General features: G+C 66.6%; 11 protein-coding genes. 3 read left to right on the top strand and 8 right to left on the bottom strand.

From position 1 onward, the window contains the following. Nucleotides 1-211: 211 nt before the first annotated feature. The 4 genes from GSQ87_RS04260 to GSQ87_RS04245 form a co-directional block, all read right to left on the bottom strand. Complete coding sequence (locus GSQ87_RS04260; RefSeq protein ID WP_158913531.1) at nucleotides 212-1,723, bottom strand: tryptophan halogenase family protein; 1,512 nt, start codon at nucleotides 1,721-1,723, stop codon at nucleotides 212-214. Between the two features lie 74 nt (nucleotides 1,724-1,797). Further along, complete coding sequence (locus GSQ87_RS04255; protein ID WP_216838981.1) at nucleotides 1,798-4,260, bottom strand: TonB-dependent receptor; 2,463 nt, start codon at nucleotides 4,258-4,260, stop codon at nucleotides 1,798-1,800. Between the two features lie 343 nt (nucleotides 4,261-4,603). After that, nucleotides 4,604-6,643: a hypothetical protein gene (locus GSQ87_RS04250; protein ID WP_158913527.1), complete on the bottom strand. Its 2,040-nt coding sequence runs from the start codon at nucleotides 6,641-6,643 to the stop codon at nucleotides 4,604-4,606. A 363-nt stretch (nucleotides 6,644-7,006) separates the two neighbouring features. Then, nucleotides 7,007-7,969, bottom strand: coding sequence for an NAD-dependent epimerase/dehydratase family protein (locus GSQ87_RS04245; RefSeq protein ID WP_158913526.1), 963 nt, complete (start codon nucleotides 7,967-7,969; stop codon nucleotides 7,007-7,009). Nucleotides 7,970-8,058: 89 nt separating this feature from the next. Here GSQ87_RS04245 and GSQ87_RS04240 point away from each other — a divergent pair, with 89 nt between their 5' ends. After that, nucleotides 8,059-8,958: a LysR family transcriptional regulator gene (locus tag GSQ87_RS04240; protein WP_158913525.1), complete on the top strand. Its 900-nt coding sequence runs from the start codon at nucleotides 8,059-8,061 to the stop codon at nucleotides 8,956-8,958. A 258-nt stretch (nucleotides 8,959-9,216) separates the two neighbouring features. Beyond that, complete coding sequence (locus tag GSQ87_RS04235; protein WP_158913524.1) at nucleotides 9,217-9,858, top strand: peptidylprolyl isomerase; 642 nt, start codon at nucleotides 9,217-9,219, stop codon at nucleotides 9,856-9,858. A 95-nt stretch (nucleotides 9,859-9,953) separates the two neighbouring features. On the opposite strand, the gene GSQ87_RS04230 is transcribed toward GSQ87_RS04235, so the two are convergent. Both GSQ87_RS04230 and GSQ87_RS04225 read right to left on the bottom strand, forming a co-directional pair. Continuing rightward, the gene (locus tag GSQ87_RS04230; RefSeq protein WP_158913523.1) at nucleotides 9,954-11,324 is read right to left on the bottom strand and encodes an amidase; all 1,371 of its coding nucleotides are present in this window, start codon (nucleotides 11,322-11,324) and stop codon (nucleotides 9,954-9,956) included. Nucleotides 11,325-11,461: 137 nt separating this feature from the next. Then, nucleotides 11,462-13,258, bottom strand: a complete 1,797-nt coding sequence (locus GSQ87_RS04225) for an FAD-binding protein (protein ID WP_158913521.1) — start codon at nucleotides 13,256-13,258, stop codon at nucleotides 11,462-11,464. A gap of 64 nt (nucleotides 13,259-13,322) precedes the next feature. On the opposite strand from GSQ87_RS04225, the gene GSQ87_RS04220 reads away from it, so the two are divergent. Next, nucleotides 13,323-14,267 carry a LytTR family DNA-binding domain-containing protein gene (locus GSQ87_RS04220; RefSeq protein ID WP_158913519.1) on the top strand — a complete coding sequence of 315 codons (945 nt, stop codon included), beginning with the start codon at nucleotides 13,323-13,325 and terminating at the stop codon, nucleotides 14,265-14,267. On the opposite strand, the gene GSQ87_RS04215 is transcribed toward GSQ87_RS04220, so the two are convergent. Both GSQ87_RS04215 and adh read right to left on the bottom strand, forming a co-directional pair. Next, a complete protein-coding gene (locus GSQ87_RS04215) occupies nucleotides 14,253-14,594 on the bottom strand; it encodes a DUF779 domain-containing protein (protein ID WP_158913517.1) in 342 nt (113 codons plus the stop codon). The genes GSQ87_RS04220 and GSQ87_RS04215 overlap by 15 nt on opposite strands. A 56-nt stretch (nucleotides 14,595-14,650) precedes the next feature. After that, nucleotides 14,651-15,756 (bottom strand): aldehyde dehydrogenase (adh, locus tag GSQ87_RS04210; protein ID WP_158913515.1); only part of this gene is annotated, 1,106 nt, incomplete at its 5' end.

Genomic DNA, 15,756 nt, shown 5'->3' with positions numbered 1-15,756 from the left:
CGCCCGGATCAATCACAGATAGCGTTGCGGAATGGTGACTGCCGCCGACTTTCTTTCACACCAACGGCCGCCGGCCCGTAGGTGGTGGCAGTCCTACGCGGAATTGTCGCTTTGAGCCGAAGGGTGGCCGATGGGAGCGAAAATGGCCCAACCGCTGTCGTTTAAGCGCTACCTCTCCGGCGCTCCGGAAGCACCAGCCCCGCCATGCCCCCTAGCTGGCGACCGCCGCCAGCAGGCGCTCCAGCGAAGCCTGGTGCGTTTCCGACCGGCCAGCTTGCTCGGCGATCGCACTTTTCACAGCCTGGAGTTGGGCTAGGTCCGCGGCAGCGTCCCAGGCGTCCGCCAGGGGGTTGTAATCCCGGGGCCTGACGCCCTGGCCCATCAGCACCGAGAACCAGCTCGCTTCCTTGAACAGCTCGTCGGTGCCCAGCACTATCCGGCCGGTTTGAACGAAGCTGTCGAGCTTGAACTGCAGACTGTCGGGTGGGGCGGCATCGCGGCAGGCGCGCCAGAACGGTTCCTCGCGGCCCTTGGTGGCGCGGTAGTGCAGCACCAGCATGTCGCGGGCGCTCTCCATGTCGGCGCGGTAGGTGCGGTTGAACTGTTCCGCGGTAACCTCCGGGCAGTCGCGGGTCGGGAATAGGGACAGCAGTTTGGCGATCCCGCTCTGGATGAAGTGGATGCTTGTGGATTCCAAGGGCTCCAGGAAGCCGCTGGACAGCCCTATGGACACTACGTTCTTATTCCACGCTCGAGACCTTATGCCTGTCCTGAAACGGATCGGGCGCGGCTCCGCCAAGGGCTCGCCGTCCAGGTTGGCGAGCAGCAGATCGGCCGCCTCGGCGTCGCCAAGGTATTCGCTGCAATAGACCAGCCCGTTGCCGGTGCGGTGCTGCAGGGGGATACGCCACTGCCAGCCAGCGCTGCGGGCGGTGGCGCGGGTATAGGGCGTCGGCGCGCCGACGCTGGCGGTGGGGACGGCGAGCGCTCGGTCGCAGGGCAGCCAGCGCGACCAGTCCTCGTAGCCGGTCTTCAGCGTCTGTCCGATCAGCACACCGCGGAAACCCGAGCAGTCGATGAACAGGTCGCCCTCGATGCGCTCACCCCGCTCAGTGGTCAGGGCGCGGACGAATCCGCTCTCCGAGTCCTGCTCGACGTCGCTGACCTTGCCCTCGACGCGGCGGGCGCCGTTTCCCTCCGCCTGCTGGCGCAGGAAGCGGCCATAAAGGCTGGCGTCGAAGTGGTAGGCGTAGCCTAGGGTCGAGGCGAGCGACTTCGGGTCGGTGGAGGGCCGTGCGAAACGGCCCTGGCGGGCGAGTTGCGCGGCGAGGGAGAAGGGCTCGAACTCGGTGATCTGGCTGGCCAACCAGGCGCGAATCCAGCGGTGGTAGAACATCGACTGGTCTCGCGGCCCGCCATAGCGGCCGAAAGGATGCAGATAGGTGGTCCCGTCCCCCGTCCAGCCCGGGAACTCGATCCCCAGCTTGAAGGTGGCTTGGGTGGCGCGCACGAAGGCGGCTTCGTCCAGGCCCACCAGCTGGTTGAACCAGTGGATCGTGGGGATGGTGGCCTCGCCCACGCCCACCGTAGCGATCTCGTCGGACTCCACCACTGTCAGGTCGAACAAGGGCGGGCTGTTGACCTTGGCCAGGGCGGCCGCGGTCATCCAGCCGGCCGTGCCTCCGCCCAGGATGACGATCTTGCGGATACGCCGGTCGCTCATGCGGCCCCCTCAAACGCTTGCGGCGGCCGTACGCGCCGGCCGCCGCAGACTAGACCAAGCTGGAACCCGCCGTCCTAGAACTTGTAGGTCACGGCGAACTGGGCGTTGGTGCCGACGATCCCGCGGCCGTAGAAGTAGCCGGTCGTGATGTTCTGGGTGAAGCCCGCGCGCGGGTTGCCCTCGGTCAGGCCCAGCTCGTTGGTCAGGTTATCGACGCTGACATTCATCTGCAGCCTGGGCGTCAGGTTGTAGATGCCGCCGATCGACAGGATGCCGTAGCTGGGCAGCGCAAGGGCGTTGCCGTTGTCGGCGAAGATACTATCGATATACTTGTAGCGTACGTAGACCGCGCCTAGGTTGTTGGGCAGATCGTAGGTCGGCTGGATAGTGAACAGCCAATTCGGGGTGATCGCGGCCGTCTTGCCGTTGTAGAAGGCCGCCGCTTGCTGCGCTACGTTCTGGCCACCGCTGGTGATCACCCCCAGGTTCACGTTGCTGAAGGTCGAGGTCTGGTAGGTCGCCTGGGTCTGGATCGACAGGCCGTGCAGCGGCTCGTAGGTCGGACGGTAGGTCACGTCCAGATCCATGCCGTTGGCGATCAGGTCAGCGAAGAAGCCCAGGTTCAGGTTCGCGTTGGCCGGGTCAACCCCGCCGCCAAAGCTGGTGTTGTCGAACTCGGTGCGAAAGCCGCGCACGGTGCCGAAGAAGCCGAGCTCGGAGAAGGTGACGCCCCCCTCGTACAGCTTCAGCCCGGTCGCCTTCGTGTTGACGCCCTGGGTCTGGTAGGAGTCGGCGTAACGGGCATAGACCGACAGGCGCGACGTGATGGTGTAGTTGGCGCCCACGGTGAAGTTGACCGGGTTCTCCGACCCCGAGGTCTTCGTATAGGTGCCGTCGAAGGCGTTGGGGTTGTTCGGGATGATACCGGGGGTGCCGGCGGGCACCGCCGCCACCGTGCTGCCGCCGGTGCGGGCGATCTCGTGCTCGTGCTCGTAGCGCAGGCCGATGTCGATGTGCAGTTTTTGAGCGAAGGTGAACTCGTCGTTGAAGTAGAACGACTCGGAGTCCTGGTCCCAGTTGTTGATGCCCTGACCCCAATCACCGTAGCTGGTAATGCCGTTGTTGGTCAGCGTGCCGAGCACCCCACCCGCGGCGTTCAGCGCCACAATGTCGTAGATGTTGGAGTCGTTGCGGACGTCGTTGGTGACCGGGGACACCGCCGACTGATCGTTCTCGCCATGCTGCGAGTAGATCTGGCCGCCAAAGGTCAGGCTGTTCCTCCAGTTCCCGCCGCGGGCGTCCCACTTCAAGCCGAAGTCGCTGCCCCAGTCGCGCAGCTTGATGAACTGGCGGTTCAGCACGGTCTGCTGGAGCAGGCCATTGCCGTTCAGGGCGTTGAGGGCGGCGACGTTGCTGGCCGGAATCAGCTGGCCGGTGGTCAGGTTCTTGATGCCGAACTGACTCGTGCCCGGGAAGGCGGTCAGCCCCATCTGCAGCAGGCTCTGGATCGGAGAGACCGCGGCGCCGCCGCCGACCCCCGCGGCCGGGTTCAGGTAGTTGACCGCTGAGGTCAAACCGCTGTTGCCGGTGCCACTGCCGGCGAACACGCCGTTGAAGTCCCAGTTGGTCTGGGTGTAGCGCACCCGGGCGAAGGCGCGCAGGTCGTCGTTGATCGGCTTGTCGATGTCGATCCGGTACTGGTCGCCCTGGGCGTGGATGCCGTCCGTTTCACGGAAGTTGCGGGTACATTCGTTAGCGGCGCACGAGTCGGGGATGACAATGTTGCCGAAGCCCTTGCCGATGATGCTGCCGGACTGAGTGCTGAGGCCCGGCACGCCCGAGATTGTATTACCGTTGAAGGCGTAGGGCTGGTCTGCGTAGTAGGGATCGTGCTCGTCCCACCGCTTGTAGGTGAACTTGACGAACCCGCCGTCATTGAACTTTTTCTCGAACTGCGCCTTCAGGTGGTAGGTGTCGTAGCGGAACGGCGAGCTGCGCACGCCGGGCGTGGAGTCGTAGAAGCCGCTCAGCGCAAAAGCCACGCCGTCGCCCAGCTGCTTGATCGGGGCGGAGAACCAGACGTCGCTCCTGCCCTCGCCATAGGTCGAACCCGTCGCCTTGATCAGGCCGCCCGCCTCGTCGAAGTTCAACGCCCGTGAGATGAAGTTGATCGAGGCGCCCGCCGCGTTGGGCGTCAGGATGCCGGAGGTGCCGCCCTCCAGGCCTTCCACGCGGTCGATCGACAGGTCGTACTGGAACACCTCGTCGTCGTTCAGCCCACCGTAGATGGCCGGCATGCCGTCCTCGATCAGGCGGACGAACTGCTGGCTACCGCCGGGCAGGCCGCGTACCGAATAGTTGTTCGATACGGGACCGGCGGTGGCCTGAACATAGATGCCGGGGATGGTCTCCAGCACGTCGTCAGTGCCGCGCGGCGCCTTGAGCTGGAGCTGCTGCTGGTTGACCTGGGTGACGGCGACCGAGGTGTCCAGCAGGGTGCGCTTGGAGGTCGATCCAGTCACCACCACGGTGCTCACAGTGTTCTCGGGCGGAGCGTTGGCGGCGGCTGGCGCCTGGCTATTGGCAGACCCCACAGGCGGAACCGGGTTCTGGGTCGGGGCCTGGGTTTGTGTCTGCGCCTGCACGGAAGACGCGAGTAGCCCTGTGACGCAAAGGGCGAGAACTGGCGCGGACGCCGTCCCCAGCAGGTGAATTTTCACGATTAGATGTCCCTACGGTCCGGCCGCCCCGTTTGAGGACGACTCTTATCGTTGAGGCCCTGTTAGCGCTGTCGGACTCCGACGGCAATCCGAGTCGCCACGGCCATGGCGCACTGTTGCTGCGTTGTCACATTTTATAAAGCTTAACTTTTTCAAATTCTTATTGCTCAGCTTGGCGCGCATCGGCGGTGGCCCCTGGCTTCAGCGCCAGGAAGACGGTGCTCCAGAGCTGGGCGGCGTTGGACTCGTCGGCGTCGGCGGCCTCCGCGCCAAAAGCCTGGACCTGGTAGCGACCTGACCCATAGGTCCATGACCAGAGCTCAGACGTGCGCGTCTCGCCCACCGCATCGACGGCGCTCCAGATTTGCTCTCGGGCTTGGGAAAGTTGTTCGTGGAGCGGGGCGGACAGGTCGGCGCGTGCGAGCTGGCGGTCAAGGCCGGCGATCAGGACCGCCTCCTGCCACGCCCAGACCACCGCGCCGTGATAGGCCGCCTTTGAAAATTGCCGCCGGACCGGCTCGCCGGCGAAGGCGGCGTCGGCCACCACGGCGCCCACGCCGGTCATCAGTCCAGCGGGAAAGGGGCGCATGACATTGGCCATGAGGCGCGACAGCTCGTTCGCATTCGGCTGTCCGAACAGCAGTTCGAAACCCACGTCGGAATTGAGCACGGGGATGGGCTGGCCTTCGGCGTCCAGCGACAGGGCCTCGAAGCTCAGGCCGTCGGCGGGTAGACTGGCGAGCGCTAGCGCCGGATCGACGCCTGATTCAGCCGCGAACCGCCGCACCGCCGCCCGCGCCGCTTCGCCCGAGATATGGGTGCGAAATAGGGGCGGCGCCTTGATTCGCCACAGCTCCGCGAGGCGGCCGGCGTCCTGCAGTTCCGCGCCCTGGGCGTAGGGTCGGAGCGCGCCGCCATGCTCCAGGCCGGCGATGGCCGACAGTGCGGCCGGCGCGAACACAGCGTTCACATCATAGGGAATGCGTCCTCCTGCCAAGCCGGACTCGCTGTCACGCCACTGGCCCACCGGCACGTTCGGCTTCAAGTGCAACAGGCGGCCGGCTGAAGGCGCGGCGGCGAAGGACCGGGTGGTCTCCAATATATGGCGTAGGTTGCGGATCAACAGGTCGCCATAGCGCGCGCCGTCCGCGCTGCGGCCCGCCAGGAACGCCTCCAGCCGCGCCTCGCCGAACGCCTCCACATAGGCCGACAGCACCGGCGCCAGCATGTAGTCGGCGTCAATCATCTTGTAGTCGTAGACCGGCGTGGCCACGGGCCCACGCCCGGCCTTGAGATTGTCCAGGACGGCGAACTCGCCGATGTCTTCTTCGTGCGCCACTTCGCCTAAGGGCGACAGCCGTTCCAGCACAGCGCCAAGCCCCGCCTCCGCCGCCTCAGGCCTAAGCACGGGCAGCAGCAGGCGCACCGACATCAGGGTGTCACGGCCGAAATAGGTGTCGAATCGCCAGGAGCCCGCCAGCAGCTTCTCGCGATAGCTCAGGAAAGCCAGAGAGTGGCGCGCACGCAGATCGGCGCCGGCGGTGGGGGTCAGGATGGCGTCCTCGCCCAGCGGTGTGAGGGGGGCCTCACCGGTGAGGCACAGGACCCGCAACCGGATCGGCCGGCCGGCGACGGCGCGCACGGCCACGCCCGGCCCGGGCTCAAGTACGCCGTCCAGCACAGCCACCGACAGCAGATAGCCTGGCGCGCCGTCGATGCGATCGCGGGCCCAGGTAAAGGTCTGATCCTGGCGCGACAGCGGCGCGTCCAGCTCGGCGGGCGCCGTATGAAGCGACTCATAATCACGCAGCGTCCGTACGCTGCCCATGACCACGCGGGTGAGCTGCAGCTTCGGCCCGTCCGTCTCCACCTCCACGGAAATGCCGCGCAGGAGGCGTCCATGAGCGTCGTGCCGCGTCTCCGGTCGCTCTGGACCGGCGATGCGCCAGTGCATGGGCCTGTCCGTTCGCGCGAACCAGGCCCCGACCCCGCTGTCGCCCGCCGGGAAGGCCGCGAGCAGCCGCGGGTCGAGGCCGTCGCGCAGCACCAGATGGGCGGCGACCGCGCCATCCTGCCGGAACAGGTTGAGGTTGCGCCCCTCGTGCACATGAAAATTCAGGGGCTGAGCCGAAGCGGACGCCGCTCCAACAAGCATGGCCGTACAACAGCAGAGTATATGGACCGGCAAGGTCGAGACCATCGATTTTATCCGCCTTAGGATCGTTTCAGCGCCCCGACATCGAGTTCAGCTAGTTTGAGGCTCGTCGTCGCGCCTGCGCCGTGCTTCCGCTTGACCCATTGTGGGCATATCTCCGCCTTGATCAACGCCGGCCCACCGGGTGGCCGAACTTTTGAAGCAGAGGCGCCCACGTCCGGCTAGAGCGCCATCGCGACCCCGGTCGACGCCCGATCCGGCCGAGTGCTGCCGGCGCGGCGCCCACCGGCAGGCGCCGCGCTTCATGGCCTCAGGCCGGTGCTCTCTAGGGATACTCAACCAGGACGACGGCTCGATCACCCGCCTCGACATCCAGCGCCGAACCGCGATCGCGACCATCGGTGCATGCTAGGAAAGCCGCCCGAGTCCTTTCAGCGTCGTTCCGACCGCCTCCTCAAGCGTCGTCGTGGGAACGGCGCCCAAGAAACGACGCAGCTTGCCGTCGAGCAGGCGCAGAGGACGCCGCCAGAGATAAGTCATCTCTCCCATCTCACGGAACGTCTCGTTGAAGGGGGCGAGCGCGTGCACCACCGGCCACGGGAAGGGATAGATCGGAGCCTGCGGTCGACCCGCCGCCCCGCGGATCGCCTCGGCGAACTCGCGATTGTCGTCGAACCAGCAGCCGGCGAAGTGGAAAACGTCGAAGTCCGCCAGCGCGTCGCGACGCTCCAGCAGGCGCACCATTGTCTCGGCGAGATCGGGTACATAGGCCCAGGCATGGCCGACCCCGGCCCGCGCGGGGTTGAAAATCCTTTTCACCGGCCCCGGCGTGGGAACCATCCCTTGCGCTAGCCAGCTGTTGCCGGTGCGCGGGCCAAAGAAGTCGCCCGCCCGCACGATCAATGTCTTCACGCCCGCGCTCGCCGCCGCCTCCAGGCGACGCTCCATGGCGACCCGGATCGCGCCTTTGCGGGTGGTCGGGTTTTGCGCGGCGGCCTCGTCCACCGCCTCGCCCGCGTCGAAGCCGAAGTTGTAGACTGTACCAGGCAAGAGCACCCGCGCGCCGTTGACGGCGGCCGCGGCGATCGTGCTTTCCAGCATGGGCAGCGCCAGCCCCTTCCAGTTGCGGTAGCCGGGCGGGTTGGCGCCATGAACGATCACGCCCATTCCCTCGGCCGCGCGCGCTACCGAGGCCGCATCCATTGCGTCCCCCAACACCCAGTCCAGGGCAGGATTGCTCGCCCTCGCCCGCTCGGGATCGCGATGAAGCGCCCGCACGCGCCATCCACAGGCTTGCAGCGTACGGGCGACCTCGCCCCCGATACCGCCCGTGGCGCCGATCACCAGCGCCGTCCGATCCTGCTCCGCCATCTTCGGCTCCTCATCTTATAGGGCGAGGATGCGGCCGCCCGATCTAATCGGAAATTGCGTAGTGTCGTAGGTCTGCTATACAAAATTGCATGGGGTCGAGCGGACCGGATTGGGAACTCTGGCGCACCTTCGACGCGGTGATGCGCGAAGGCAGCCTGTCCGCCGCCGCCCGGGCGCTGGGCCTGAGCCAGCCGACCACGGGCCGCCACATCGCCGAGCTAGAGGCGGCGCTGGGCGCCGACGCCCTGTTCACGCGCTCAGCGCGCGGGCTCCAGCCGACCGTGACCGCGCAAGCCTTGGCGCCCCACGCGCAGGCCATGGCGGCCGCGGCGGCCGCCCTGACGCGCACGGCCTCCGCCCCCACGGATGCGGCCGCCGGCGTGGTCCGGATCAGCGCCAGCGAGGTGATCGGGGCCGAGGTGCTGCCATCGATTCTCGCCGCCCTACGCTGGAGCCAGCCGTCGCTGGTTTTCGAGCTGCTGCTCACCAACGCCTCATCAGACCTGCTCCGGCGGGACGCCGACCTGGCGGTGCGCATGACCCCGCCGCAACAGAAGGCGCTGCTGGCCAAGCCGGTCGGGCGCATCGGCCTGGGCCTCTACGCACACCGAAACTACCTGGCGCGATCTGGTCCGCTTGCGAAGCTCGAAGACCTTGCAAACCATGCGGTGATCGGCTTCGACAGGGACGCTGCGGCCCTACGTTCGTTCCATGCAGAGCTGGCTCTCCTTCCCGACTTCACGCTGCGAACCGACAATCAGCTCGCGCAACTCGCGGCGGTGCGAGCCGGTTTTGGCGTCGGCGTGGTGCAGGACCCGATCGCACAGCGCGACCCGACACTTGTACCTGTGCTGCGCGAGGCGTTCGTCGCTCACCTCGACGTCTGGATCGTCATGCACGAAGATCTGCGGACCACCCGGCGCATACGGATCGCTTTCGACGCCCTCGTGGAGGGCATGTCGGCACACGTGCGCGCAGGCGAAGCGTAAGCCGGCTCCACGCCTATTGCGGAAGTTAGTGTCGATCCGGAACGAGACGCTCAAAAGCTGGCCAACGTCGGCTTTAGGCGGCGAGCCAGTGGGGAAAATCGACCTGAGCCGACTTTTGAGTAATCAATCCGAGGCTGCGCACTGACCTGCGTCGGAGACTGCTCGCACCCTCCTGGCCTATTCCGCGCTCCGAATCTCGCCTTTGAATCCGGGCGCGAAACGGCTGGCGGGGCGGGCGCGATCCTGTAGCCTGGCTGGATGCTCGCTCCGATCCTCGCCGCCGCGATCCTTGTCCAGGCCTCGGCGCCCGCCGCGCCCGCGTCACCGCATGCGCCCGAGGTGTTCGATGTCACCGTCTCGACCACCAAGGGGCCGTTTGTAATCGAGATCCATCGCGCCTGGTCGCCCAACGGCGCAGACCGGTTCTACGAACTGGCCAACGCCCACTACTACGACGACTCCCGCTTCTTTCGCACCGTGGCGGGCAAGTGGGTCCAGTTCGGGATTGCCGGAGACCCGGCCATGGCCAAGACCTGGCGTGGCCGGACCATCCCTGACGATGCGCTCGTCCAGCACAACCTGCCAGGCTATATCGGCTTTTCCAACACGGGGCCCGGCACCCGCTCGACCCAAGTCTATATCAACCTTCGCGACAACTCCGCCCAGAACGACGGTGAGGCGGCCTTCGCTCCATTCGGCAAGGTGGTGCAGGGCATGGACGTGGTCGAAAGCCTCTATTCGGGTTATGGCGAGACCTCCGGCAGCGGTATGCGCGCCGGTCACCAGGACGCCATGTTCGAGGGTGGCGACGCCTATCTGGACGCCAAATTCCCCAAGCTCGACAAGCTGATCAGCCTGAAGGTGACCGCGCCGCGCCGTAGCGGCGCCGGCCGGCCCTAGTCCGGTCGGCGACGTTCAGATGGCATTGTCAGCGCAAATGCGAAACCGGCCAGCATTCCGGGGAGGAAGTTGGTCCGACGCCATGTTGGCGGCGTCTAACTCGACTTTGCTCCCGCATCCCCTCTGATCAACAGTTCGAGGGCGCACGCAAGGCTTAGCAGATCCTGGTCGCCACCTGATCGGCCCATCAAGGTGAGCCCGACGGGCAGTTGACCAGGCTCGTCGCAAGGAAGGGTGATGGCGCAACGGTCGAGCATATTGGCGATCGACGGGTTGCGGAGGACCTTCAGGTTCAGCCGGTCATAATCTAGATCTTGCTCGAGTTCGTCAAAACGCGGGGCGACGGTCGAAGTTGTGGGGCACAGCACAGCGTCGAAGCGATCGAGCGCCGGTGCGACCTTGGCCATCAGCTCGGCGCGCGCGGCGACGATGCGGCTGTGCTCGCTGGCGGGGCGGCCCGCCGCGAGCGCGATTCGGCGCGCCACGCGGGGATCGACTTCGTGCTCTCGTCCCCTCAGCCTCGGTCCGAGATGGCGGCTAAGCTCCAGCGAGGACAGGCCGCCCTGTGCGTTCAGCTCGGCGACCTGGGACAGGGCGGGAACCTCGACCTCTTCGATCTCCACGCCGGCGACCCGCAACCGGTCCAGCGCGGCACCGTAGGCCGTCGCGACGACCTCATCCAGGCTGTCCAGGACATAGCCTTGCAAGGCGGCCACGCGCGCGCGGCCAGGTACGATGGCGTGATCACGCCTCCAACCCTGGCCGGACATCAAGCCGTCCAGCGCCGCGCAGCAATCCGCCGTCCGGCCGAGTACGCCGACGCAGTCCAAGGTGCTGGACAGCGGGAAAACCCCCGCGCGTGGAACACGACCTGCCGTCGGCTTCCAACCGACCAGGCCGCAGAAGGCGGCGGGGATACGGCAGGAGCCGCCGGTGTCGGTGCCGACCGCCGCCGCCGCCATGCCGGTGGCGACCGAGATTGCGGCGCCGGCCGACGAACCTCCCGGAATGCGGCGCACCTCGGTGGAGCGTGGGTTGGCGGGCGTGCCGTAGTGCGGGTTTAGACCGAGCCCCGAGAAGGCCAGTTCGGTCATGCCGGTCCGCCCGATGACCACCAATCCTGCTACGCGCAGCCGCGCTGCGACCGGCGCATCGACGAGAGCTGCGGGTTCGGACGCAAGCAGGCGCGAGCCCGCCCGAGTTACCTGGCCCGCCTGGTCGATGTTGTCTTTCAAGGAGATCGGGATGCCGGCGTAGGGAGACGGGGGCCGCCCCGACCGGCGTAGTGCGTCCTGTCGGTCCGCTTCCGCAAGCGCAGCGACTGAGACCCCGTGCGGGAAGGCGAGCGCGCCCTCGCCCGCGGGATCGGTGATGGCGTCAAGACAGGCCTCTGTCAGCGCTCGGCTGGTCGTGCGCCCTTCGGCCAGATTCTGCACAAGTCGGCTGAGCGGGGCGGGTGGAAGCATGCCCGCTTGATAGCATGACCCTGGACAGAGAACGCCGCCTCCAAACCAGTCTGCCGACAATTCAGCGCCCATTAAGGACGCCGACTCAGCGCCCGAAACGATACGTTCGTTTGCCGGCGATTGGGACAATGCAGCCATCAAGCTGAATGGGCTCGGGTGAAGCCGTCGGCGCTCCAGTCCTCGCTTCCCACACCATGGTGGACGAAGAAGAAGCCGTCGGGGTCGCAGTGGTCCTTGATCGCTTTGAGCCGTCGATAGTTCTTGCCCCAGAACGCCTGACGCCAGTCCGCGCGGAAGAAGTCGGTCTCCGAGATGTAGGAGCCCCCCTCCGGCGCGACTCTCTTCAGCTCCGTGGAAGCTGCTGCGACGTTGCGGGCGTTGCGATGCGCCTCCGCCATATCCGGCTTCGGGCCCGGCAGGCTGGGGAATGGCGGCGGCCCGCCCGTGGCCACGATCGCCAGGCAAAAGGCGTCGGCCACCGCCGGATTCGTCGGGCAGCGCCGGGCTGCGGCCCTTATCTCCGCCGACGCGCCGGCTAGGCCCTTGTTGAAGTGCAGCCGCACGATCATCGACTGGCTCGCGGCCACCAGCGCGTCGACCAGACGCGGGCGCTCTCGAGGCTGGAGCAGCGAGGCTGGCAGCCACTGGGAATCGTAGCCGTGCAGGAACATCGAGACCTGCTCTTGATCGCCACGCCACCAACCATGACCGGGCGCAGCGTCCCTCCGTGAGTCCAGGATCATGGCCGGATTGCTCTTCAGGTCCCACCAGGCCTGCGCGCGCGAGACGCCGAAATAGGCGTCCTCAATGAAGGTGAAGTCCTGCGGCGAGGCGCGCAGCTCGTCGAAGAAGGGCGCCCAGATCGCCTTGGCCTGCCCGGCGTCTAGGCCTTGGCACACCATCGACACCTCCACCTCGTCTTTGTAGAGGTTGAAGGCTTCGCCCCAGTGCGGGTTGCACAGCGCCTCCGCATAATGGGCGACGAACCGGGCCACCAGCCGCCGGTAGGCCTGGGGCGTCGACGCCTTGATCTTGGCGCCGACGAAGCCGAAGTGCTCTGGCAACGCGTGGGTTTTGAGCGTGAGCCGCGTCACCACCCCGAAGCTGCCGCCCCCGCCGCCTTGCAGCGCCCAGAATAGGTCCGCGTCCTGGCTGGCGTTGACCGTGCGCAACCGGCCGTCGGCGGTGACGATCTCCGCCTGCAGCAGGCTCGCCGCCGCCAAACCGTAGCGTTTGGAGAAGCTGCCGAAACCGCCGCCCTGAATTAGCCCCGCTACGCCCACGCTGGTGCAGCCGCCTCCCTGGACGTAGCGCCCGGCCCGGGTCGTGACCTGCGTATAGGCGTCGATCCACATGCAGCCGGCGTCCAACGTCACCGCGGGCGCCGGCGGGACCGCGCAGCCGGCGGGCACGAACGCGTCGTGCAACTCGATCCGGTTCATCGCGCGCGTCCAGATCAGCAGCGATTCCGGCGCGTTGGAGCCGCCGAGATAGCTGTGCCCCCCGCCCTTGACGACCAAGCGAAGGTTGTTGCGCCGGGCGAAGTTGACAGCCTCGACCACGTCGCCGGAACTGCGGACGGCCACCGCGTAGGCGCTGGCCGTCGGCGTCCAAGCATCGAGCCAGCCTGACACCTGGGTCCCGCCGGGATCATCGCCGAGGGCGAGGGGATTATGCACAATCTTGAGGCTGGCGAGGCACTGCGGCGTGGCGGGCTCGGCCGCGCAGGTCGCCCAGACGGTCCTCGGCCGCACCAGACGCCCACCGACGGCCTGCCTCAGCACCGCCCAGCTCTCTTCGCTTGGCCATGCGGGGTCAGAGGGGCGGATGCGCCGCGCCAGGGCGGAGGCGGCGGTCGCCCGGGCGAGCGGATCGGTCAGCGCTGTGGCGAACGGTAGAGCGGCGACGCCCTTGAGCAGGTGTCGTCTGAGCATTCAAGTCTCCCCGTGGGTGCAAGTTGCGGGTACCGTGGCTGCGACGCTCAAGATCAGGACGGGCATGGCCATCAGGTTCGCTGAAGAGAGGCATGGCCTTACCGCGGCGCAATCGCGGCGGGACGAGCGGCCGGCCGCGAGGGGCGGCGGGATCGCCTCAGGGTCGGACGGCGCGCCAGCAGGGACGAGCAGCGCGCCGCTGCAAGTTCCCCGGCGTATTTATGGGGGCGTGGTCCTCTTCATCCTCACGCTGCTGACGGTGAACGTGTTCACAGCACTGCACGACGCCAGAGGTTCGCTGGAAACCTGGAAGCCCTTCGTCTCTGAATACACCGCCGCCGTGATCATCCTCGCCACCATGCCGGCCGTAGCCCTGGCGGCGGTGCGCACGCCGGTCGGGCGCGGCCGGTGGCTGCGGTTGGCTCTCGTCCACCTTCTGGGCTCGATCGTCTTCTGCGCGGTGGTGGTCTGCGGCTTCGTCGTGTTGCGGAAGCTCATCTTCGCTATGCTTGGCCGCCACTACGTGTTCGGCGGGTTCGGGGAACTCGTCTACGAGTATCGCAAGCTCGTCCTGGCCTATTGCGGCATGGTCGTCGTCTTCCGGCTGTCCGCCCGGACCTACGGCGGAGGTCCTGCCGCGCCGGCGGCGGTACAGACCGAGGCCTCAAAACCCGAGGCGGAGGCGACGTTCGATATTCGCGACGGCGCCAAGCTCATTCGTACGCCGTTGGGCGATATTCTGGCCACGCGCTCGGCCGGCAACTACGTGGAGTTCCATCTCGCCGACGGCCGCCGCCCGCTAATGCGCGTCACCCTGTCGAGCGTAGAGGCGGCGCTTCAACCCCACGGGTTCGTGCGCACGCACCGCTCCTGGCTGGTGAATCCGTCACGCTTGCGAGCTCTCGAGCCGGAAGGCTCTGGCGACTGGCGCATCCTCCTGGACGGCGGAGCAGACGCGCCTCTGTCGCGCCGCTATCCAGAAGCGTTGAAGCTACTACGCCGCGCTTAGGGTCGATCGGATCAGGAAGCGCTGCTCTCGACCGTTATCAAGCGAGAACATGCCGCCGCGCCCCGGAACCGCGTCGATGATGAGCTCGGCCCCGGCCCACGCCGCAGCTTGCGCGCCACCGATATAGACTGGCGCGCCATCTATATCGCCCAGCCTTACGTCGTGGTCGCCGAGCAGAAATTCACCGGCGGGGTAACACATGGGCGAGGAGCCGTCGCAGCAGCCGCCCGACTGGTGGAACATCACTGGCCCATGGTCAGCGACGATCTCAGCGAGCAGCTTCCGCGCAGCCGGTGTTGCGGACACCCCTTCGGGCCGATAGGTCATCATGGCCTCCAGATCTGGGCGACCCCTTTCGAGGCCGCCCCGTTCCGTAGAAGAACTTAGAAAAAACCCAACTTGTTCGGGCTGTAGCTGACCAGCAGGTTCTTTGTCTGCTGGTAATGATCGAGCATCATCTTGTGGTTTTCGCGGCCAATGCCCGACTGCTTGTAGCCACCGAAGGCGGCGTGGGCAGGATAGGCGTGATAGCAGTTGGTCCATACCCGCCCGGCCTTGATACCGCGTCCCATGCGATAGGCCCGATTGGAGTCGCGGGTCCAAACCCCGGCGCCTAGGCCATAGAGCGTGTCGTTGGCGATCTCCAGGGCTTCCTCGTCGGTCTTGAAGGTGGTGACCGACACCACAGGCCCGAAGATCTCCTCCTGGAAAACCCGCATCTTGTTGTGGCCGCGCAGGACGGTCGGCTCGACGTAATAGCCGCCGGCGAGATCGCCGCTCAGTTCCGCCCGCCTGCCCCCGGTCAGCACCTCGGCGCCCTCCTGGCGGCCGATATCGAGGTAGCTGAGGATCTTCTCCAGCTGTTCGGAGGACGCCTGCGCGCCGATCATGGTCGAAGGATCAAGCGGATCGCCCTGCTTGATGGCCTTCACCCGCGCCAGGGCCTTTTCGATGAAGGCGTCATAGATGTCTTCGTGCACCAGGGCGCGGCTGGGACAGGTGCAGACTTCGCCCTGGTTCAGCGCGAACATGGCGAAGCCTTCGAGCGCCTTGTCGAGGAAGGCGTCGTCTTCGCTCATCACGTCCTTGAAAAAGATGTTGGGCGACTTGCCCCCAAGCTCGAGCGTCACCGGGATCAGGTTTTGGCTGGCGTACTGCATGATCAGCCGGCCAGTGGTCGTCTCGCCGGTGAAGGCGATCTTGGCGATACGGCTGGAGGAGGCCAGGGGTTTGCCGGCTTCGAGGCCGAACCCGTTGACGATGTTCAGGACGCCTGCGGGCAGCAGATCGCCGATCAGGTCCGCCAGAACAAGGATCGAGGCTGGCGTCTGCTCGGCCGGCTTGAGCACCACGCAATTGCCCGCCGCCAACGCCGGAGCCAGCTTCCACGTCGCCATCAGGAGCGGGAAGTTCCAGGGAATGATCTGCCCGACCACCCCCAGCGGCTCATGGAAGTGATAGGCGACGGTGTCGTGGTCGATCTCCGAGA

The organism is Caulobacter sp. S45 (genome assembly GCF_009765965.1).
Classification (GTDB): Bacteria; Pseudomonadota; Alphaproteobacteria; order Caulobacterales; family Caulobacteraceae; genus CAHJWH01.
Note: the sequence above shows the minus strand (reverse complement) of the source record. Positions and strands in the feature narration are given on the sequence as shown.

What these genes read in the sequence shown, in the direction of transcription:
- GSQ87_RS04250 (WP_158913527.1), bottom strand. Translation starts at nt 6,643, where the DNA reads ATGGTCTCGACCTTGCCGGTCCATATACTCTGCTGTTGTACGGCCATG.
- GSQ87_RS04225 (WP_158913521.1), bottom strand. Translation starts at nt 13,258, where the DNA reads ATGCTCAGACGACACCTGCTCAAGGGCGTCGCCGCTCTACCGTTCGCC.
- GSQ87_RS04215 (WP_158913517.1), bottom strand. Translation starts at nt 14,594, where the DNA reads ATGACCTATCGGCCCGAAGGGGTGTCCGCAACACCGGCTGCGCGGAAG.
- GSQ87_RS04230 (WP_158913523.1), bottom strand. Translation starts at nt 11,324, where the DNA reads ATGCTTCCACCCGCCCCGCTCAGCCGACTTGTGCAGAATCTGGCCGAA.
- GSQ87_RS04235 (WP_158913524.1), top strand. Translation starts at nt 9,217, where the DNA reads ATGCTCGCTCCGATCCTCGCCGCCGCGATCCTTGTCCAGGCCTCGGCG.
- GSQ87_RS04260 (WP_158913531.1), bottom strand. Translation starts at nt 1,723, where the DNA reads ATGAGCGACCGGCGTATCCGCAAGATCGTCATCCTGGGCGGAGGCACG.
- GSQ87_RS04245 (WP_158913526.1), bottom strand. Translation starts at nt 7,969, where the DNA reads ATGGCGGAGCAGGATCGGACGGCGCTGGTGATCGGCGCCACGGGCGGT.
- GSQ87_RS04240 (WP_158913525.1), top strand. Translation starts at nt 8,059, where the DNA reads ATGGGGTCGAGCGGACCGGATTGGGAACTCTGGCGCACCTTCGACGCG.
- GSQ87_RS04220 (WP_158913519.1), top strand. Translation starts at nt 13,323, where the DNA reads ATGGCCATCAGGTTCGCTGAAGAGAGGCATGGCCTTACCGCGGCGCAA.